We start from the raw sequence: 20,247 nt of genomic DNA, 5'->3' as shown, positions 1-20,247 counted from the left end.
GGCGGAACGGATGTAACGATCAGCCCTTGCGCCGCCCCTTGCCGCTCGGCTGACCGCTCTTGCCCCCGTGTCCCTTGCTGCCGCCTGACTTGCTGCCCCGGCGGCTCTTCGTCTCGGCCTCGGCCCGGGCCACCTTCTGCGCGAAACCGCTCTCTCCGCCGGTGGCCTGTGCCGCTCCCTTTGCGGCCCCGGGCGGCAGCTCCAGCTCGCTGGCCTCCAGCTTGCGGATCTCGTCGCGCAGGCGGGCGGCCTCCTCGAACTCCAGGTTGGCGGCGGCGTCGCGCATGCGCTTCTCCAGGTCCTCCATGTGCGCCTGCAGGTTGTTGCCCACCAGGTGCCGCGTCTCCTCGTCGCCGGTCTGCACGGTGACATGGTCGCGCTCGTAGACGCTTTCCAGGATGTCCGAGATCTGCTTGCGGATGCTCTCCGGCGTGATGCCGTGCTCCTCGTTGTAGGCCTTCTGCTTCTCGCGCCGGCGCTCGGTCTCGCCGATCGCCGCCTCCAGCGACTTGGTCCGCTTGTCGGCGTAGAGCAGGACGCGGCCGTCGACGTTGCGCGCCGCCCGCCCGATGGTCTGGATCAGCGAGGTGGTGGAGCGCAGATAGCCCTCCTTGTCCGCATCCAGGATGCAGACCAGGGCGCATTCGGGAATGTCCAGGCCCTCGCGCAGCAGGTTGATGCCCACCAGAACGTCGAAGACGCCGAGACGCAGGTCGCGGATGATCTCGATGCGCTCCAGCGTGTCCACGTCGGAGTGGATGTAGCGCACCTTCAGCCCGGCCTCGTGCAGGTATTCCGTCAGGTCCTCGGCCATGCGCTTGGTCAGCGTGGTGACCAGCACGCGATAGCCCTGCTCCATGGTCGCCCGGCATTCGGCGATGACGTCGTCCACCTGGCTCTCCGTAGGCCGGATCTCGCAGCGCGGGTCGATCAGGCCGGTGGGCCGGATCAGCTGCTCGACGAAGACGCCGCCGGTGCGCTCCATCTCCCACTTGCCCGGCGTGGCCGAGACATAGACCGTGGGCGGGCGCATCAGGTCCCATTCCTCGAACTTCAGCGGCCGGTTGTCGATGCAGGACGGCAGGCGGAAGCCGTATTCCGACAGGGTCGACTTGCGTGCGTAGTCGCCGCGGTACATGCCGCCGATCTGCGGGACCGTCACATGGCTCTCGTCGACGATCAGCAGCGCGTCCTCGGGCAGGTACTCGAACAGCGTCGGCGGCGGCTCGCCGGGCTGGCGGCCCGAGAGGTAGCGCGAGTAGTTCTCGATGCCGGCGCAGGAGCCGGTGGCCTCCATCATCTCCAGGTCGAAGGTGGTGCGCTGCTGCAGCCGCTCGGCCTCCAGCAGCTTGCCGGCGGCCACGAACTCGTCGACGCGCAGCTTCATGTCCGTCTTGATCTGCTCGATGGCCTGCAGGATCGTCGGACGCGGCGTCACGTAGTGGCTGTTGGCGTAAACCTTGACCGACTTCAGGCTCGGGCCCTTCTCGCCGGTCAGCGGGTCGATCTCGTGGATGTCCTCGATCTCGTCGCCGAACATGGAGACCCGCCAGGCCCGGTCCTCGTAGTGGGCGGGAAAGATCTCCAGGCTGTCGCCGCGCACCCGGAAGGTGCCGCGCACGAAGTTCATGTCGTTGCGCTTGTACTGCAGCTCGGTCAGGCTCCTGAGCAGCTCCTTCAGGTCCGCCTGCTGACCGGCCTCGAGCGACAGCGTCATGCGGGCATAGGTCTCGGGCGAGCCGATGCCGTAGATGCAGGAGACCGAGGCCACGATGATGACGTCGCGCCGCTCGAACAGGGCGCGCGTGGCGGCGTGGCGCATGCGGTCGATCTGCTCGTTGATCGAGGACTCCTTCTCCACGTAGGTGTCGCTGCGCGGCACGTAGGCCTCGGGCTGGTAGTAGTCGTAGTAGGAGACGAAGTACTCCACCGCGTTCTCGGGGAACAGCGACTTCATCTCGGCATAGAGCTGGGCCGCCAGGGTCTTGTTGGGGGCCAGCACCAACGTGGGGCGCTGCAGGTTCTGGACCACGTGCGCCATGGTGAAGGTCTTGCCCGAGCCCGTGACGCCCAGCAGCACCTGGTCGCGCTCGCCCTGCTGCAGCCCCTCGGTCAGGCTGGAAATGGCCTGGGGCTGGTCGCCGGCGGGGTCGTAGTCCGAGTTCAGCACGAAGCCCGCCGACGTGCCGGCGGGCGGCTGAAAGACATCGGAGTCCGTCAGGCTGGGAGAAGAGAGCGCTTCAGACATCCCGATCTATGTAAGAGGCAGAGGCCCGCAGAGCCAGAGGGCAGACGCCGTGCAGCGCAAAATTTTTCAGGCCGGGCTGCATGCTTGCCGGAATGGACCAGGTTTTTCGGAGCCACATACAGGGTGCAACAGTGAAGATTAAAAGCATTCCAAAAAATTCTTGACGCCGGCGCGGATTTTTCCTACTTCAAGAACGCGTTTTGGAATTATTCCAAAAAATACGTCTTCCCTACTGGAAACACCTTTCTTACCGCCCATATGGGTGGATACCGCACTGCAACATTTGCACCGCAGCAAACGCGAAACAGGAGACAGACAGCTCATGCTTACAGTTGGCGACACACTTCCGTCCTTCAATCTCAAGGCCGTTCCCGCCGGGCAGCCGCAGAACCCCAGCGAGGCCTTCGTCGAGATCAACGACAAGTCCTATGAGGGCAAGTGGCTGGTGCTCTTCGCCTGGCCGAAGGACTTCACCTTCGTCTGCCCGACGGAAATCGCGGCGTTCAGCCAGATGAACGAGGAATTCGCCGATCGCGACGCCCAGATCCTGGGCCTTTCCACGGACAGCGAGTTCGTGCACCTGGCCTGGAAGCGCGACCATGAAGACCTGCGCGACCTGAAGTTCCCGATGCTCTCGGACCTGAAGCGCGAGCTCAGCCAGTCCCTGGGCATCCTCGACAAGAACGAGGGCGTCGACCTGCGCGCCACCTTCATCGTCGATCCCGACGGCATCATCCGCCATGTCGCCGTCAACGACCTGAGCGTCGGCCGCAACCCGCAGGAGACCCTGCGCATCCTCGATGCCCTGCAGACCGACGAGCTCTGCCCCTGCAACTGGCAGCAGGGCGAAGAGGTCCTCAAGGTCGCCTGAGGCCGCTGAGCAAGAGCTGCAGCCGGCCGGCCCCCGACCCAGATCGCAAGACTGGCGGGGCCGGCCGCGCAGCCCGCGGCGCCGAAAGCTACGCATCCCCTTCATCCTGATCCGACACCGAAAAGCCGAGGCCATTGCCATGTCCATCGACACGCTCAAGAGCCAGATTCCCGACTACGCCAAGGATCTGAAGCTCAACCTGTCCAACATCCTGAGTTCCACGGCGCTGAACGAGCGCCAGATCTGGGGTGCCGTGCTGGCCTCCGCGCTCGCCGCCGGCAACCCGAAGGTCATCGCCGCCATCGCCGAGGATGCCGCGCAGCATCTCACCGAGCAGGACGCCAAGGCGGCCAAGTCGGCGGCGGCCATCATGGCCATGAACAACGTCTACTACCGCTCGCTGCACCTGCTTTCGAACCCGGAATACGGCAAGATGCCGGCGCGCCTGCGCATGAACGTCATCGCCAACCCGGGCGCCGAGAAGCTGGACTTCGAGCTCTGGTCCCTGTCCGTCTCCGCCATCAACGGCTGCGGCATGTGCCTGGAAGCCCACGAGCGTGAAGTGCTGGGCAAGGGCGCCAGCAAGGAAGCGGTGCAGGACGCCCTGCGCATCGCCGCCGTGGTCCACGCGGTCTCCGCCACGCTGACCGGCGAAGACGCCCTGCCCGAGAGCCAACAGGCCGCGGCCTGAGGCGACACGAACTCTCTTTCGGAATTCCCTGGATTCCGAATCCGAAACCCCGGCGAACAGACTCTCCCCCTGTCCGCCGGGGTTTTTCGTTTCAGATCCGGCGCCGCCTCGGGCCTGTCGATCCCGGGGCTTGTCCCGGGCGGCCCGGCCGTTATCATGCGCGCATGTCCAAGGCACACGACCTGATCGTCTTTCAGGGGTCCGACGGCTGGGTGGCCGAGTTCGGCGACCAGCGCTTCCGCTGCGCCATCGGCAGCGGCGGCGTGGTGCCGGCCGCCGACAAGCGCGAGGGCGACGGCGCCACACCGGCGGGCCGCCTGCCCATGCGGCGCCTGTTCTTCCGCCCGGACCGCGGCGCGCCGCCGCCCTGCCGCATCGACTGCCGGGCCCTGGAGCCCGACGACGGCTGGTGCGACGATCCAGACCATCCCGAGTACAACCGCCTGGTCAAACTGCCCTTCGAGGCCAGCCGCGAAGAGCTGTGGCGCGCCGACGAGCTCTATGACCTGATCGTGGTGCTGGGCCACAACGACAGTCCGCCCCAACCCTATCTGGGCAGTGCCATCTTCCTGCATTGCGCGAAACCGGACTATACGCCCACCCTGGGCTGCGTGGCGCTGCGGCGCCCCGACCTGGAAATCGTGCTGGCGGGCATCACGCCCGAGTCGGCGGTCGAGGTCCACCAGGACTGAGACGGGCGTTCCACGGCTGTGGCGGGCTCACCATTGGGGGCCTCACGATTGCGGAGGACGCTCGCCGAAGATCGCCGTTCCGACGCGCACGTGGGTGGCCCCCAGCTCCACGGCGGTCTCGTAATCTCCGCTCATGCCCATGGACAGGCCGGCCAGGCCGTTGCGCTCGGCGATCTGGCGCAGCAGGGCGAAATGGGGCGCCGGCGCCTCGTCCAGCGGCGGGATGCACATGACGCCTGCGAGCGGCAGCCCGTAGTCGTCACGGCAGGACGCGATGAAGGCGTCGGCCTCCTCGGGCAGCACACCCGCCTTCTGGGGCTCCTCGCCCACATTGACCTGGACGAAGCAGGGCGGGCGGCGATCCAGCTTGTCCATGGCCTTGACCAGGGCCTTCGCCAGCTTCTCGCGATCCAGGGTCTGGATCACATCGAACAGCGCCACGGCGTCCTCCGCCTTGTTGGTCTGCAGCGGCCCGATCAGGTGCAGCTCCAGCTCGGGGAAGGCCTCGCGAAGCCCGGGGTACTTGCCCTCGGCCTCCTGCACGCGGTTCTCGCCGAAGATGCGGTGGCCGGCGTCCAGGGCCGCCTTCACCCGCTCCTGCGGATGGGTCTTGGAGACGGCCACCAAAGTGACGTCCTGCGCCGTGCGCCCCGACTTTTGCGCCGCGCGGTCGATGCGCTGGCGGATCTGCTCCAGGTTGGCCGCGATGTCAGGTCCGGTTCCCGTGGTCATCGACCTACGCTCCCCGCACCGGTAGGCCCATGAGATTGCGCGCGAAGCTCTCGGCCTCGAAGGGGCGCAGATCCTCGGCCGATTCGCCGACCCCAACGGCATGGACCGGCAGGCCGTACTGCTCGGCCAGCGCCACCAGAACGCCGCCGCGCGCCGAGCCGTCCAGCTTGGTCACCACCAGGCCCGTCACGTCCACCAGCTCGCGGAAGGTGCCCACCTGCTGCACCGCGTTCTGGCCGGTGGTGGCGTCCAGCACCAGCAGCACGTCGTGCGGCGCCTCGGGGTCCAGCTTGGCCAGCACGCGCTGGATCTTCTGCAGTTCGGCCATCAGGTCGGACTTGTTGTGCAGGCGCCCGGCGGTGTCGATGAACAGCAGGTCGGCGTTGCTGTCCTTCGCCCGCTCCAGCGCCTCGTAGGCCAGGCCGGCGGCGTCGGCCCCCTGCTTGCCGGAGACCACCTCGCAGCCGGTGCGCTCGCCCCAGACCTTGAGCTGCTCGATGGCCGCCGCGCGGAAGGTGTCACCCGCCGCCAGCACCACCGAGCGCCCGGCCTCGCGATTCAGCTGGGCCATCTTGCCGATGGTGGTGGTCTTGCCGCTGCCGTTGACGCCGACCACCAGGACCACATGCGGGCGCTTGTCCGGATCGGGGGTCAGGGGCTGGGCCACCGGCTCCAGGATCCCGGTTACATCGGCGGCCAGGGCCTCGCGCACCTCCTCGTCGGAGACGTCCTTGTTGAAACGCGTCCTGGCCAGGTTGGCGGTCAGCTTGCCGGCCGTGGAGACGCCCAGATCGGCGGAGATCAACAGGTCCTCCAGCTCCTCCAGGGCCTCGTCGTCCAGCTTGCGCTTGGTGAAGATGCCGGTGATGCCCTCGCCGATCTTGGAGGAGGAGCGCGAGAGCCCCTTCTTCAGCCGTGAAAACCAGCCCCCGCCTTCGCTCATGCAGGCTCCCCTCTCAGTTCGCCATTTTCGGAATTCAGAATTCTGACCTTGTGGATTTCGCCGACGCCGGCCGCGCATTCGGGCGCCAGGCGGACCGGCGCATAGTGTTCGCAGCGCCCGCGCGGGCCCGCGCCGTCACCGGGATCCTCCTCGACCAGGACCGAGGCGATGGTGCCGACGCGGCTGTCCAGGAAGGTCTCCTGGGCACGCTGGCCGGCCGCCCGCAGACGGGCCGCGCGTTCCTTGCGCTGCGACTTGGGCACCGCCGGCATGCGGGCGGCCGGCGTGCCGGGGCGCTCCGAATAGGGGAAGACGTGCAGCCAGGTCAGTCCCGCCTCGTCCACCAGCCGCAGGGTGTTCTCGAACATCTCCTCGCTCTCGGTGGGAAAGCCGGCGATGATGTCAGCGCCGAAGACGGCGTCGGGGCGCAGCTCACGCACCCTGCGGCAGACCTCCAGCACGTCGGCGCGCAGGTGGCGGCGCTTCATGCGCTTGAGCACCATGTCGTCACCGGCCTGCACGGAGAGGTGCAGGTGCGGCATCAGCCGCGGCTCCTCGGCCAGCAGGCGATAGATGTCGTCGTCGATCTCCACCGGGTCCAGCGAGGACAGGCGCAGGCGCGGCAGCTCCGGCACCAGCGCCAGCAGGCGGCGCATCATCTGCCCCAGGCTCGGCTGGCCGGGCAGGTCGCTACCATAGGAGGTGACGTCGACGCCGGTCAGCACCACCTCGCGGACGCCGCCGGCCACCAGCTTGCGCACCTGCTCGACGATCTCGCCCATGGGCACCGAACGGCTGGGGCCGCGCCCAAAGGGAATGATGCAGAAGGTGCAGCGGTGGTCGCAGCCCTGCTGCACCTCGATGAAGGCGCGGGTGTGCTCGGCGAAGCCCTCGATCAGGTGCCCCGCGGTCTCGCGCGCGCTCATGATGTCGTTGACCATCAGACGCGGCAGACCCTCGGCGGCGAAGCTGCGCGGGTCCAGCTTCTCCATGTTGCCTAGCGCACGGTCCACTTCGGGCATGGCGGCATAGCGCTCGGGATCCACCTGGACGGCACAGCCGGTGACGATGATCATGGCCTCGGGATGCTCCCGGCGGGCGCGCCGTACGGACTGGCGGAACTGGCGCTCGGCCTCGGCGGTCACGGCACAGGAGTTGAAGATCACCACGTCGCTCAGCCCGTTGGCGCGCGCGTGCTCGCGCATCACCTCGGATTCATAGGCGTTGAGGCGGCAGCCGAAGGTCACGATCTCCGGCTCCCTGCCCTCCTGCGAGGCCGGGTCCACGGGGGACGTTATGGCGGAATCTGTCTGCATCACGCGCCTTATAGGGGGCTGAAGGCCCCCGAGTCCATGCCCGTCCATGCCCGCCGCGCGAGGATCAGCCCTGTAGCAGGCTGGGGTCGATTTCGCCGGTGAAGGCCGTGGCCACGGGCCCGGTCATCCAGACATGGCCATCCTCCTCGCGCCAGTCCAGGGTCAGCCGTCCGCCCGGCTGGTCGACACGGGCCGAGCGCCCGACCAGGCCGCGGCGCGCCGCCGCGACCATGGCGGCACAGCCGCCGCTGCCACTGGCGAGCGTCAGGCCGGCGCCGCGCTCCCAAATGCGCTGGCGCAGATGGTCCGGGCCGGCCAGCGAGACGATCTGGACATTGGTGCGCTTCGGAAACAGCGGATCGTGCTCGATCTCGGGGCCCAGCTGTTCCAGGTCGATGGCATCCACGTCCTCGACGAAGAAGACCACGTGCGGATTGCCCATGGACAGCGCGACGGGATCGACCAGCGGGCCGCAGTCGAAGTCCAGGTGAAGCGTATCGGCCTTTTCGGCCAGCGGCACCTCGTCCCACTCGAGATACGCCGGTCCCATGTCCACGCTGACCTCGCCGCCTTCGGCCAGACGCGCCGGCAAGCGCCCGCCCAGCGTGCGGATCACCGCTTCGCGACGGCCGGTCTCGGCAAACAGCAGCAGGGCGACGCAGCGCGTGGCATTGCCGCAGGCTTCGGCCTCGCTGCCGTCGGCATTGAGGATGCGCATGAACAGATCGGCATCATCGCTCGCCCGCTCCATGACGATCAGCTGGTCGCAGCCCACGCCGCGCCGGCGATCGGCGATGCGCGCCGCCTGCCCGGGCGTGAAGAACAAACCCGTCTCGCGGGCATCCACGATCACGAAATCGTTGCCCAGGCCATGCATCTTGCGGAAGGGAGTGCGCGTGCTCATGGCCTTCTTATAGGCTCGCATCCGGACCGCGTCCATGACGGCGGACCGACGCGGCCACCTCTCAGGAGTGCGACCAGTCCCAATAGAGCTCGCGGGCCATCTTGTAGAGCGGTCCCGGCTGCAGTTCGCGGTCCTCGATGCGGGTCACGGGCATGACCTTGCCGTAGTTGCCGGTGCTGAAGATCTCGTCAGCCTCCAGGAAGTCGCGATAGGTCAGCTGGACCTCCTCGACCGGCACATCGGCCTCGTGGAACAGCTTGACCACGCGCTGGCGCGTGATGCCGTTGAGGAAAGTGCCGTTGGGCACCGGCGTGCGCGCCACGCCGTCCTTGCCCAGCCAGAGGTTAGCGGTGGCCAGCTCGGCCACGTTGCCCAGCGCGTCCAGCATCACCGCATTGCCGAAGCCGCGCGCCTTGGCATCGCGCAGGGCGCGGCCGGCATTGGGGTAGAGGCAGCTGGCCTTGGCGTGCGTGGTCGCGGTTTCCGGAGTCGGTCGGCGGAAGGGCGACAGCGTGATGGCCGCCCCCTTGGGCTCCGGCATCGGCGCCTCGTGAATCGTCAGGCAGAAACGCGTGGTCTCGGGATCGGGATCGACGAAGCCCTCCTCGGCCCAATAGGCCGGGCGGATGTAGAGTTCGTCCTCGGCCTCGAAGTTCTTGAGTCCCTCGTGGCACAGCTCAAGCAACTCCTCCACGCTGTGAAAGGGTGCCAGGCCGATATTGCGGGCGGAGTCGATCACCCGCGCGCAGTGCAGATCCAGGTCAGGGGCAATGCCTTCATAGGCGCGGGCACCGTCGAAGACCATGGACCCCAGCCAGAAGCCGTGGCTCAACGGCCGCAGGAGCGGCGGATTGCCTTCGATCCATTCGCCTTCATGGAAATTCCAGACCTTCACGGCGCGTCCTCCCGACAGACTGACAGCTGTTTCAGGGCCTCAGCCTACCCAATTGCTCTGCAGGCGGCAAACACCATCACAGGCTGTTCGCGATGTTCGAAAAATTCACTCTTCCCCTGTTGTGGTTCTGGCCTTGCGGGAAAGAATCGCTAGGCTGCGTCAGGACTGACGGAAAGGCTGCAGTAACGATGACAGAGCCCGGCCATATCTACCCCGGCCAAATCTACCATGTCTGCCGCGAGGCCGACTGGGCCGCCGCCCTGGAACAGGGGCGCTACGACGGCTCCGAGGACGACCGGCGCGACGGTTTTATCCACTTCTCGACGCGCGCACAGTTGCGCGAGAGCGTGGCGAAGCACCGCGCCGGGCAGCAGGGGCTGGTCCTGCTGGAGGTCGACCCCGAGGCGCTGGGCGACGCCCTGACGTGGGAGCCCTCGCGCGGCGGCGCCCTGTTCCCGCACCTCTACGGCCCGCTGTCCCCTGGGGCCGTGCGGCGCAGCTGGCCTCTGCCCCTGGGCACGGAGGGACAGCACGTCTTCCCGGACCTGGACGCCCTGAACCTGGAGGGGGATAGCTGATCCCATGGCTCTGGATGCCTTCACACTGGCCCGCCCACTGCTGCACGCTCTGGAGCCCGAACGCGCCCATCGCCTTACCCTGCGGGCGCTTGGCAGTGGCCTGGTCCGCGGCACTCCGGCCCAGGTCGATCCCCGACTGGGCATCGACGTCTGGGGTCACCGCTTCGCCTCGCCACTGGGCCTCGCCGCCGGCTTCGACAAGGATGCCGAGGTCATGGGCCCCGTGCTTTCCCTGGGCTTCGGTTTCGTCGAGGTGGGCAGCCTGACGCCACGCCCGCAGCCCGGCAATCCGCGTCCGCGCTTGTTTCGTCTGACCGAGGACCAGGCCGTCATCAACCGCATGGGCTTCAACAACGCCGGAATCGAGGCCGCCGCTGCACGCATCCGCCGCTGGCGCGAGAACGGTGGTCGGGGCCTGCTGGGCGTCAATCTCGGCAAGAACAAGGACAGCGCCGACGCCGCGGCCGACTACGCCCAGGGCGCAGGCCTGCTGGGTCCGCTGGCCGACTATCTGGTGATCAACGTCTCCTCGCCCAACACGCCGGGCCTGCGCGCCCTGCAGGGACGCAGGGAACTGGAGAAGCTGGTTGCCGCCGTGCAGGACGCCCTGCCCGCGCCGGCGCCGCCGCTGGTGCTCAAGATCGCCCCCGACCTGACGCCGGAAGACCGGGCAGACATCGCCGCCGTGGCCCTGGCGGCCCCGCTGCAGGGCCTGATCGTCAGCAACACCACCATCACCCGGCCGGACAGCCTAAAGAGCCGGTACCAGAACGAGACCGGCGGGCTGAGCGGCCGCCCCCTGATGGCGTCCGCGACGGAGCTGCTGGCCGAAATGCATCGCCTGACCGAGGGCCGCATGCCACTGATCGGCACTGGCGGCGTGGCCAGCGGAGAGGACGCCTATCGCAAGATCCGCGCCGGCGCCTGCCTGGTCCAGCTCTACACCGCCCTGGTCTTCCAGGGTCCGGCCCTGGTCCAGCGTCTCCACCGCGAACTGGCCACCTGCCTGGAACGCGACGGCTACAACCAGCTCTCCGAGGCCGTCGGGGTCGACTCGGCATGACTTGGGGGTTTAAAGAATCTCCAGCGCCTTTTCCGGCGGACGGCCCACCACAGCCTTCTCGCCTTTCAGGATAATGGGGCGCTCGATCAGGATAGGGTTGTCCACCATCGCCTGGATCAGGGCCGCGTCATCCAGGCCGCGGTTGTCCAGTTCCAGTTCCTTGTAGGGCGCTTCCTTGCGCCGCATCAACTCGCGCGGCGCCAGGCCCAGGCGTTCGAGAATGCCCTTCAGGGTTTCGGCATCCGGAGGCGTGCGCAGGTATTCGACGATGCGCGGCTCCACGCCCTTGTCGCGCAGCAAAGCCAGCGCCTGCCGGGATTTGCTGCATCTCGGATTGTGATAGATGGTAACCGCCACCGGACAACTCCTCTTGCCTGGGCGCCCGTTTGCCCTGGACCTCCGTCCGCCGGGCTCTTGCCGGCTGTGCCGGAGTGTCCGGACGACTCGAGAAACTTGGTAGCGTTCCGTTAACCTTATTTCAAGAGGAAGCGGCGCAGTCTGCCTGCATGATCCTGAACCTGGTCGCCATTCCGCTCTATCTGCTGCTCGCCATTGCCACGGGGCTGGCAGGCCACAGCCTGTGGCCGAGCCTGGGAGTCGGCAGCTCCGTTTTGCTGGCGGCCTGCGTCTTCCTGGCCGCAGCCCTGCTGCACGAGGTCATCGAGCGCAAGCGCAGCACGGCGGAAACCAGGCGCCAGCTCATGCTGCTGCGCCAGTCCTCACGCCACACGGAGGAGGAACTGCGCTGGGCCCGGCGCGAGATGCGCGACCTGTTGAGCGCCCTGGAAGACAGCGGCGTCAGCCGCAGTCCCGCCAGCCAGCAGGCCGCCCTGGACGAAGTCATGACCGAGGTGCGCATGCTGCGATCACTGGTCGAGGGACTTTCGGAACCGCAGGACGGCACGGGGCCCGGCCGGCAGCTGCGCCCGGCATTGGCCGAGGAACAGGATGACGGCGAGACCCTGGGGGCCGAAGAGGTCCTGCCCCTGGTGCGCGAGGCCCTGAGCCACGACCGCGTCGACGTGGTCCTGCAGCCCATCGTCAGCCTGCCGCAACGCAAGCGCCGCTCCTACGAATGCTTTACCCGCCTGCGCGACGGCGAGGGCAATGTGCTGTTGCCGGAAACCTATCTGCCGGTCGCCCGCCAGGCCGGGCTGGTGGCGGCCATCGACAACATGCTGCTGTTCCGCTGCATCCAGCTGGTGCGCGGCATCCAGCGGCGCCATGCCTCGGTGGACTTCTTCTGCAATCTCTCGGTCTCGACCCTGCAGGACGAGGACTTCTTCGCTGATTTCGTCGACTATCTGGGATCGCACCGCGAACTGGCCGCCAACCTGGTGTTCGAGTTTCCCCAGGAGGACCTGGACCAGCACGGACCGCGCATCCGCGAGCTGCTGGACCAGCTGCACGTACTGGGCTGTCGCTTCTCGCTGGACCGCATCCAGGATCTCTACCTGGACCTGGACGACCTGGCCGAGCGCCACATCGTCTTCGTGAAGATCGAAGCCGATGTGCTGCAGAGCCTGGCCCGGGCCCGGGGCTCGCACGCCGTGGTCGGGCTGATCACCGAACTGGGCGAAAGCGACATCGACCTGATCGTCGAGAAGATCGAGGACGAGAGCGTCCTCAAGGAACTGCTCGACTACGGCATCGATTTCGGCCAGGGCTACCTGTTTGGGGAACCGCGCTTCGCCCGCCCGGCAGCCTGAGGGCACAAACCTCCGGCCGAGACGCTTGGTGGTTTCCATCCAGCCGACCTTGTGGCAGAAGACGGGCCATGAAGACGCAACCTCACACCACCGCACCCCCCGCCCTTGCGGGCTTCGCCCCCCTGGCCGACCAGTATGACGGCTTCATCTGCGACCTCTGGGGCGTCCTGCACGATGGCGTCACCGCCTTTCCCCATGCTCTCGATTGCCTGGAACGGTTGAAGGCGCAGGGCAAGAAGATCGTGATTCTCTCCAACGCGCCGCGCCGCGCCGCCGAGGTCGAGGCCCGGATGAACGAGATGGGCATCCGCCCCGACCTCTATCAGGGCGTCATGTCCTCGGGCGAGGAGGCCTGGCGCCACCTGAAGCGGCGCCCGGACGCCTGGTACCAGGGACTGGGCGAGGCCTGCTTCCATCTCGGGCCGGACCGCGACCAGGGCATGCGCGCAGACCTGGACTATCGCTTCGTGGAGAAACTTCCCGAGGCGGATTTCCTGCTGAACACCGGCGCTCATATGTCCGAGGATACCCTGGAGAACTACCGCCACGAACTGGAGGAAGCGGCCGGATACAAACTGCCCATGGTCTGCGCCAATCCGGACCTGGAGGTCATCCGCGGCGGCAAGCGCGAGATCTGCGCCGGACTGCTGGCCGAGGCGTACGAGCGGCTGGGCGGTGAAGTCCGCTATCACGGCAAGCCGCACGTGGAGATCTATGCCAGCTGCTTCGAAATGCTCGGGGGCGTGGACCGCGCACGGATTGCCGCCGTGGGCGATTCCCTGCGCACCGACATCGCCGGCGCCCAGGCCGCGGGCGTGGACGGCCTCTTCGTGGTCGGCGGCATCCATGCCGAAGCGCTGGGAATCGAGGAGGGCGACCTGCCCGCCGAGAGCGACCTGAACGACCTCTATCGCGAGCGCGGCATCACTCCGGCCGCTGCCTTGCCGGTTTTCCGTTGGTAGGCAGGCAAGCCATGGGCCTCCGGGAAATGGACAGCCGGCCCTGCGGATGGTTATATGCGCGCGATGGGGGCGTACCCGCGCCCGCCTGACCGCACAACTGCAAGCAGGCAGAATTCCATGGCCGATTTCTCCAAGCCGTCACGTGAAGACTGGGAAGCTCTGGCGCGCAAGGAACTGAAGGACCGCGACCCCGACAGCCTGAACTGGCAGACGCCCGAGGGCATTTCGGTCAAGCCGCTCTACACGGCCGAGGACCTGGAGGCCCTGGAACTCGAGCCGGGGCTGCCCGGCTTCGCCCCCTTCCTGCGCGGGCCGCGCGCCACCATGTATGCCGGCCGTCCCTGGACCCTGCGCCAGTACGCCGGCTTCTCCACGGCCGAGGAGTCCAACGCCTTCTACAAGGACAACCTGAAGGCCGGTCAGAAGGGCCTGTCGGTGGCCTTCGACCTGGCCACGCACCGCGGCTATGACTCCGACCATCCGCGTGTGCGCGGCGACGTGGGCAAGGCCGGTGTCGCCATCGATTCCGTGGAGGACATGAAGATCCTCTTCGACGGCATCCCGCTGGACGAGATGACGGTGTCCATGACCATGAACGGGGCCGTCCTGCCGGTCATGGCGAACTTCATCGTTGCTGCGGAGGAACAGGGCGTGCCGCCGGAGAAGCTGGGCGGGACCATCCAGAACGACATCCTGAAGGAGTTCATGGTCCGCAACACCTATATCTATCCGCCCGAGCCCTCCATGCGCATCGTAGCCGACATCGTCGCCTACACGGCGGAGAAGATGCCGCGCTTCAACTCGGTGTCCATCTCCGGCTATCACATGCAGGAGGCCGGGGCGACGGCGGTGCAGGAACTGGCGTTCACCATCGCCGACGGCCTGGAATATGTGCGCGCTGCCCAGGCCCGCGGCCTGCACGTGGATTCCTTCGCCCCGCGCCTGTCCTTCTTCTTCGCCATCGGCATGAACTTCTTCATGGAGGTCGCCAAGCTGCGCGCCGCGCGCCATCTCTGGGCGCACTACATGCGCGACCTCTTCGAAGCCGAGGACCCGCGCTCGCTGATGCTGCGCACCCACTGCCAGACCTCGGGCGTCTCGCTGACCGAGCAGGACCCCTATAACAACGTGGTGCGCACCACCATCGAGGCCCTGGCCGCCGCACTCGGCGGCACGCAGTCGCTGCACACCAACGCCCTGGACGAAGCCGTCAGCCTGCCCACCCCCTTTTCGGCGCGGATCGCGCGCAACACGCAGCTGATCCTGCAGGAGGAAAGCGGCATCACGAACGTGGCCGATCCCCTGGGCGGCAGCTACTACGTGGAAAGCCTGACCGCCTCGCTGGTGGAACAGGCCCGCGCCCTGATCGCCGAGGTCGAGGAGCTGGGTGGCATGACAAAGGCCGTGGAAAGCGGCATGCCCAAGCAGCGCATCGAGGAGGCCGCCGCCCGGCGCCAGGCGCGCATCGACCGCGGCGAGGAGGCCATCGTCGGCGTCAACCGCTACCGCTCCGAGGCCGCCGAGGAGATCGATATCCTGGACATCGACAACACCCAGGTGCTGAAATCCCAGACTGCGCGCCTCGAGAGGGTGCGCGCCAACCGCGACGAGGCGGCCTGCCGCCAGGCGCTCGAGGCGCTGAGCGCCGGCGCCGCCGACGGCAAGGCCAACCTGCTGGAACTGTCGATCGATGCGGCCCGGGCCCGGGCCACCGTGGGAGAGATTTCCGATGCCCTGGAGAAGGTCTTCACGAGACATCGCGCCGTGACCCGCTCGATTGCCGGCGTCTACGGCGCAGCCTACGAGGGCGACGAAGGCTTCCGCCGTATCCAGCAGGAAGTGGAGGCCTTTGCCGAACGCCAGGGCCGCCGCCCGCGCATGCTGGTGGTCAAGATGGGCCAGGACGGACACGACCGCGGCGCCCGGGTGATCGCCACGGCCTTCGCCGATATCGGGTTCGACGTGGACGTGGGACCGCTGTTTCAGACCCCGGAAGAAGCCGCCCGGCAAGCCATCGAGAACGACGTGCACGTGATCGGCGTCTCCAGCCAGGCGGCCGGCCACAAGACCCTGGTGCCGGGACTGATGGAGGCGCTGAAGGCCGAGGACGCCGGGGATGTGCTGGTGGTCTGCGGCGGCGTGATTCCGCCCCAGGATTACGACATCCTGCGCAGCCACGGAGTCGCAGCCATCTACGGGCCCGGCACGAACATCCCCGAAGCCGCGCACGAAATCATGCGCCTGCTGGAAAGGCAGGACAGCGATGCCGCCGAATAACGGAGCCGACATGACGCTGCAGGGGGGAACGCGCGGGGCGCAGCAGACGCAAACCAGCCAGGGCGAAGGCAAGCGTCCCGAAACCGGCCGGAGCGAGACTCGTCAGACAGCGAGTGGAAAGTCGTTTTCCGGCGGTCTCGTTCTCTTCGGCCTGCTGGCCAGCGGAGTCTGGATTGCGACCTGCGCCTGGTATATCGACAGCCAGTTGGGCTGGAGCCTCCTGGAATCCCTGTTGCCCCACGAGCTGGCCCTGATCGCCTCGGCTACTCTGCTGCCCCTGCTCTTCCTGTGGCTGCTGTTGTTCTTCATCGGCGTGGGCCAGCGCCTGCAGGCCCAGAACGCTACGCTTAGCGCCCACCTGCAGGAGCTGCTGGCGCCGCCGGAGGAACAGAACCGGCGCGCCCGGGAACTGGCCGAGAACCTGCAGAAACAGAAGGACCAGATCACCCAGGCGGGCCAAGTCCTTGAGGAGCGCCTGGACAAGCAGCAGCAGGCCCTGGACGCACGCACCAAGGCCCTGGAAAGCATCGGGCAGAGCCTGGATGCCTCACTGGCGCAGCGCGCCGAACAGATCGGATCGGCCACCGAAACCCTCAATTCCGAACTGGACCGCTCGCGCAACACCACCGAGGAGCAGGTGGCCGCCCTGGAACGCGCGGCCAGCCGGGCGCGCTTCGCCGCCAAGGACGTGGCCGAGGCCCTTGGCGAACCGGTTTCGCGCCTGGCCCATGCGGCCGAGGTGGCCGTGGAGGGTAGCGCCCAAGCCGGCAGCGTCATGGGCCGCTATGCCGGCGAACTGCAGGAGGCCTGTACACAGATCCGCGAGTCCACGGAGCAGGTGCGCAGCGCCCTGGAACAGGATGTCAGCTCCATTCGCAACAGCACACAGGAGCTGGCCGAGGAAAGCCGCGCCTTCGGCGAAAGCGTGCGCGACCAGGTGGCCCAGCTGGGTGCGGCCTTCGATCAGGGTGTCAACCAGGCCGACTACCTGAAGGCCACCCTGGGCAGCCAGCTGGAGGACCTGCGCAGCCTGTCCTCGGACATCGACAATCGGACGCGCAATCTGACCGAACAGATCCAGCCCATCGTTGCCGAGCTGAACTCGGCCTTCGACGAGACCGCCGCCGAGGCGCGGCGCCTGGGCAGCAGCTTCCAGCAGCAGTCGGCCATGCTCTCCGATACCGCCGAACAGGCCGCCGGACGTCTTCGCAATGCCGTGGAATCGGCGCGCAGCGACCTGGAGGCCAGCGGCAACGCCACCTCGCAGAGCTTCTCCGACATGACCGGCCACGTGGTGCGTCGCCTGCAGGAAGCCGGCGACGCCGTGCGCCCGCACGTACAATCGCTGATCGCCGCCTCGGATCGCGCCTTCGAGCGCGCCGAACAGGCAGGCGGTACCTTCAAGACCCGCGCCGAAGAGCTGCGTGAGGCCACCGACGGAGCGGTGTCGGAGATCGAGCGCAGCAGCGAATCCCTGCGCAGTCTGGCCGAAGAGTTGAACCGCAGCTCGCAGGACGCCCAGGTGGCCGGCAAGGAAACACTGGGCAGCCTGCAGGAGCAGAACGAAGCTCTGAATGCCTCCTCCACCGCCGCCCAGCGCTCGGCCGGCAACCTGAGTGGTGCCGTGCGCGAGGAACTGCGCCGCCTGGCCGGGCTGGTCACCGAGCTGGAACGGCTGTCCACGGCCACCCGCGGCCTGATGGCCGACCAGGAGAAGAACCTGCGCGAGGCCAGCCGCGAAGCTGTCCAGACCTCCGAGAGCGTGAAGGGCGAACTGGACAGCCAGAGCGAATCCCTGAACCGCCAGAGCGAGCAGCTGCTGGAACGCTTGCGGCAGGTGGGCGAAAGCCTGAACGAGCGCTCGACGGCCCTAATGGAATCCACAGAGACCGCGCTGAACAAGGCGGGCGAGCTCGGCCGCAGCTTTGACAGCCAGAGCGAGAGCTTCTCGCGCACCGTCCAGCAGGCCGCCCGCCAGCTGAAGGAGGTCAGCGACCTCTGCGTCCAGCAGTCCGAGGAGCTGCGGCGTGCCTCCGATGAAGCGGGACAGACCTCGGTGCGCCTGAAACAGAGCGACCTGGAGACCCGCCGCGACCTCTTCCTGCGCAGTGCCACGGTCATGTTGCAGGACCTGCAGTCCAACTCCGTCGAGCTGACGAAGGTGCTGGACGAGGAGGTGCCCGATGAGCTTTGGAGACGCTGGCGCAAGGGCGAGAAGAACGTCTTCCTGCGCCGCCTGCTCAAGAAGCGTGAGGGTGGCTATGCCCAGCAGGCGATCACCCAGCGCTACGAGAACGACGAGAACTTCCGCGAGCAGGCGAATCGCTACATGACGCAGTTCGAAACCCTGATCAACCAGGCCACCGACTGCGACCCCGAGAACATCCTGACTGCCACCTTCATGACCGCCGACGTGGGCAAGGTCTACCTGCTGCTGTCCCGCTCGACGGGACGCTCCGGCCTTGCGCAGGAGTAGGAAGGGACCCGAGCTGCAGCTGGACACGGGCAGGCAAAGATCGCACTGGAAGACCCTGTACGACCTGTTGCCCGAGCTCTGGCCGTCGGACCGGCCGGACCTGAAACGCCGCGTCGTGGCCGCCATGGTCTTCCTGGTGGCCGCCAAGCTGGCCATAGTGGGCGTGCCACTGATCTACAAGGCCGCCGTCGACGACCTGACAGCCTTCGCGGAAGGCAGTGGAGCGGTTTCGGGCGAACTTCTGCTGCCGGTCTGGCTGATCCTGGCCTATGGGGCGGCACGCGTCATCTCGCTCTCGTTCCAGGAGCTGCGCGACGCGCTCTTTGCACGCGTCGGCCAGCGCGCGGTGCGCCGGGCCGGCCTGCGCACCTTCCGTTATCTCCATGCCCTGTCCCTACGCTTTCACCTGGACCGCCAGACCGGCGGCCTCTCGCGGGTCATCGAGCGCGGGACCAAGGCCATAGACACCCTGCTCTCGCTGGCGCTCTTCTCCATCGTGCCCACCTTCATCGAGCTGGCGCTCTCCGCCGGCATTCTCTGGTGGCTCTACGGATTCGAGATCGCCGCCGTCACCTTCCTGACCGTCCTGTTCTACATCGTCTATACCTATCGCATCACGGAATGGCGCCTGAAACTGCGCCGGCGCATGAACGAGAGCGACCAGCAGGCCAACACGCGGGCCATCGACAGCCTGCTGAACTACGAGACGGTCAAGTACTTCAACAACGAGGAGCGCGAGGCGGCACGCCTGGACGAGGGCCTGCGCGTCTACGAGCAGGCAGCCACCCAGTCGAAGACCAGCCTGTCCCTTCTGAACATCGGGCAGGCCGCCATCATCTCCGTCGGTGCCACGAGCCTGATGATCATGGCCGCCTTCCGGGTCTCGGCGGGGACCATGACCGTCGGCGACTTCGTGGCGGTCAACACCTACATGATGCAGCTGGCCCAGCCGCTCAATTTCTTCGGCTTCGTCTACCGCGAGATCAAGCAGGCACTGGTGGACATGGAAACCATGTTCTCACTGCTGCGCGTGCCGGCCGAGGTCACCGACCAACCCGATGCGCCGGCCATGCAGGTGAAGGAAGGCCGGGTCACCTTCGAAGAGGTACACTTTCACTACCAGCCGGAACGCGAGATCCTGAAAGGTGTCAGCTTCGAGATACCACCCGGCCGGAAGCTGGCGGTTGTCGGCGCCAGCGGGGCCGGGAAATCGACTCTCTCCCGTCTGCTGTTCCGCTTCTACGACGTCACAGGCGGCACCATCCGAATCGACGGGCAGGACATCCGCGAAGTCAGCCAGGATTCCCTGCGCGCGGCCATCGGCATCGTTCCCCAGGACACCGTTCTGTTCAACGATACGCTGGGGTACAACATCGCCTATGGCCGCCCCGACTGCAGTCGTGCCGATGTCGAGCGCGCCGCGGCCATCGCCCAGCTGGACCGCTTCGTCACCAGCCTGCCCGAGGGCTATGACACCCAGGTGGGCGAGCGCGGCCTGAAGCTTTCCGGCGGCGAGAAGCAGCGTGTGGCCATCGCCCGAATGGTCCTGAAGGAGCCCGCGATCCTGATCTTCGACGAAGCCACTTCGGCGCTCGACAGCCAGACGGAGCAGGAAATCCTGAAAAGCCTGAACGAAGTCAGCCGGGCGCGCACGACGCTTGTCATTGCCCACCGCCTGTCCACCGTCGTCGATGCCGACGAGATCGTGGTCTTGGACGCCGGGCGTGTCGCGGAGCGCGGCAACCATAGCGACCTGCTGGCCCGCGACGGGCTTTACGCCGCCATGTGGTGGCGACAGCAGAAACAAAGTGAAGCAGCCCAGGAAGGCACAGAGCCTCCTTTAAGTGACGATTACTGAATAGAGTTGAGTCCTCGCCCGGGAGTACGCTG

17 protein-coding genes are annotated in these 20,247 nt (G+C 67.1%); 10 read left to right on the top strand and 7 right to left on the bottom strand.

Annotated elements, in window-relative coordinates:
* Nucleotides 1-19: 19 nt before the first annotated feature.
* On the bottom strand, nucleotides 20-2,248 hold the full coding sequence (gene uvrB / locus ACFOW6_RS09615) for an excinuclease ABC subunit UvrB (protein ID WP_382422145.1): 2,229 nt from the start codon (nucleotides 2,246-2,248) through the stop codon (nucleotides 20-22).
* 322 nt (nucleotides 2,249-2,570) lie between these two features.
* On the opposite strand from uvrB, the gene ACFOW6_RS09610 reads away from it, so the two are divergent.
* The 3 genes from ACFOW6_RS09610 to ACFOW6_RS09600 all read left to right on the top strand — a co-directional run bounded on the left by ACFOW6_RS09610 (nucleotide 2,571) and on the right by ACFOW6_RS09600 (nucleotide 4,502).
* A complete protein-coding gene (locus ACFOW6_RS09610) occupies nucleotides 2,571-3,119 on the top strand; it encodes a peroxiredoxin (RefSeq protein ID WP_382422144.1) in 549 nt (182 codons plus the stop codon).
* A 139-nt stretch (nucleotides 3,120-3,258) separates the two neighbouring features.
* On the top strand, nucleotides 3,259-3,810 hold the full coding sequence (locus tag ACFOW6_RS09605; protein ID WP_382422143.1) for a carboxymuconolactone decarboxylase family protein: 552 nt from the start codon (nucleotides 3,259-3,261) through the stop codon (nucleotides 3,808-3,810).
* Nucleotides 3,811-3,974: 164 nt separating this feature from the next.
* On the top strand, nucleotides 3,975-4,502 hold the full coding sequence (locus ACFOW6_RS09600; RefSeq protein WP_382422142.1) for a L,D-transpeptidase family protein: 528 nt from the start codon (nucleotides 3,975-3,977) through the stop codon (nucleotides 4,500-4,502).
* A gap of 42 nt (nucleotides 4,503-4,544) precedes the next feature.
* On the opposite strand, the gene ACFOW6_RS09595 is transcribed toward ACFOW6_RS09600, so the two are convergent.
* From ACFOW6_RS09595 to ACFOW6_RS09575, 5 genes are all read right to left on the bottom strand, one after another.
* Entirely contained in the window at nucleotides 4,545-5,234 is a 690-nt protein-coding gene (locus ACFOW6_RS09595) for a YggS family pyridoxal phosphate-dependent enzyme (protein WP_382422141.1), read from the bottom strand.
* Nucleotides 5,235-5,238: 4 nt separating this feature from the next.
* Nucleotides 5,239-6,177: a signal recognition particle-docking protein FtsY gene (gene ftsY / locus ACFOW6_RS09590; RefSeq protein ID WP_382422140.1), complete on the bottom strand. Its 939-nt coding sequence runs from the start codon at nucleotides 6,175-6,177 to the stop codon at nucleotides 5,239-5,241.
* Complete coding sequence (gene mtaB, locus ACFOW6_RS09585) at nucleotides 6,174-7,493, bottom strand: tRNA (N(6)-L-threonylcarbamoyladenosine(37)-C(2))-methylthiotransferase MtaB (RefSeq protein ID WP_382422139.1); 1,320 nt, start codon at nucleotides 7,491-7,493, stop codon at nucleotides 6,174-6,176. The genes ftsY and mtaB overlap by 4 nt, the downstream gene beginning before the upstream one ends.
* 64 nt (nucleotides 7,494-7,557) lie before the next feature.
* Nucleotides 7,558-8,397: a diaminopimelate epimerase gene (dapF, locus tag ACFOW6_RS09580; RefSeq protein ID WP_382422138.1), complete on the bottom strand. Its 840-nt coding sequence runs from the start codon at nucleotides 8,395-8,397 to the stop codon at nucleotides 7,558-7,560.
* Nucleotides 8,398-8,458: 61 nt separating this feature from the next.
* Nucleotides 8,459-9,292 carry a branched-chain amino acid aminotransferase gene (locus tag ACFOW6_RS09575; RefSeq protein ID WP_382422137.1) on the bottom strand — a complete coding sequence of 278 codons (834 nt, stop codon included), beginning with the start codon at nucleotides 9,290-9,292 and terminating at the stop codon, nucleotides 8,459-8,461.
* Between the two features lie 188 nt (nucleotides 9,293-9,480).
* Between ACFOW6_RS09575 and ACFOW6_RS09570 the strand changes: the two genes are divergently transcribed.
* On the top strand, nucleotides 9,481-9,870 hold the full coding sequence (locus ACFOW6_RS09570) for a DUF952 domain-containing protein (protein WP_382422136.1): 390 nt from the start codon (nucleotides 9,481-9,483) through the stop codon (nucleotides 9,868-9,870).
* A 4-nt stretch (nucleotides 9,871-9,874) separates the two neighbouring features.
* A complete protein-coding gene (locus ACFOW6_RS09565) occupies nucleotides 9,875-10,933 on the top strand; it encodes a quinone-dependent dihydroorotate dehydrogenase (RefSeq protein WP_382422135.1) in 1,059 nt (352 codons plus the stop codon).
* A 9-nt stretch (nucleotides 10,934-10,942) separates the two neighbouring features.
* On the opposite strand, the gene arsC is transcribed toward ACFOW6_RS09565, so the two are convergent.
* The gene (gene arsC, locus ACFOW6_RS09560) at nucleotides 10,943-11,290 is read right to left on the bottom strand and encodes an arsenate reductase (glutaredoxin) (protein WP_382422134.1); all 348 of its coding nucleotides are present in this window, start codon (nucleotides 11,288-11,290) and stop codon (nucleotides 10,943-10,945) included.
* Between the two features lie 149 nt (nucleotides 11,291-11,439).
* On the opposite strand from arsC, the gene ACFOW6_RS09555 reads away from it, so the two are divergent.
* The 5 genes from ACFOW6_RS09555 to ACFOW6_RS09535 all read left to right on the top strand — a co-directional run bounded on the left by ACFOW6_RS09555 (nucleotide 11,440) and on the right by ACFOW6_RS09535 (nucleotide 20,215).
* On the top strand, nucleotides 11,440-12,642 hold the full coding sequence (locus tag ACFOW6_RS09555; RefSeq protein ID WP_382422133.1) for an EAL domain-containing protein: 1,203 nt from the start codon (nucleotides 11,440-11,442) through the stop codon (nucleotides 12,640-12,642).
* Between the two features lie 68 nt (nucleotides 12,643-12,710).
* Nucleotides 12,711-13,604 (top strand): TIGR01459 family HAD-type hydrolase, encoded by an 894-nt coding sequence (locus ACFOW6_RS09550; RefSeq protein ID WP_382422132.1) that lies wholly within the window; start codon nucleotides 12,711-12,713, stop codon nucleotides 13,602-13,604.
* Between the two features lie 117 nt (nucleotides 13,605-13,721).
* Nucleotides 13,722-15,881, top strand: a complete 2,160-nt coding sequence (gene scpA, locus ACFOW6_RS09545) for a methylmalonyl-CoA mutase (RefSeq protein WP_382422131.1) — start codon at nucleotides 13,722-13,724, stop codon at nucleotides 15,879-15,881.
* A gap of 10 nt (nucleotides 15,882-15,891) precedes the next feature.
* The gene (locus tag ACFOW6_RS09540) at nucleotides 15,892-18,357 is read left to right on the top strand and encodes a hypothetical protein (RefSeq protein WP_382422130.1); all 2,466 of its coding nucleotides are present in this window, start codon (nucleotides 15,892-15,894) and stop codon (nucleotides 18,355-18,357) included.
* Nucleotides 18,344-20,215, top strand: a complete 1,872-nt coding sequence (locus ACFOW6_RS09535; RefSeq protein ID WP_382422129.1) for an ABCB family ABC transporter ATP-binding protein/permease — start codon at nucleotides 18,344-18,346, stop codon at nucleotides 20,213-20,215. The genes ACFOW6_RS09540 and ACFOW6_RS09535 overlap by 14 nt, the downstream gene beginning before the upstream one ends.
* Nucleotides 20,216-20,247: the final 32 nt, after the last annotated feature.

This window comes from Fodinicurvata halophila (genome assembly GCF_042651425.1).
Lineage (GTDB): Bacteria > Pseudomonadota > Alphaproteobacteria > Kiloniellales > DSM-21159 > Fodinicurvata > Fodinicurvata halophila.
This window is presented reverse-complemented; position numbering and strand designations above follow the sequence as displayed.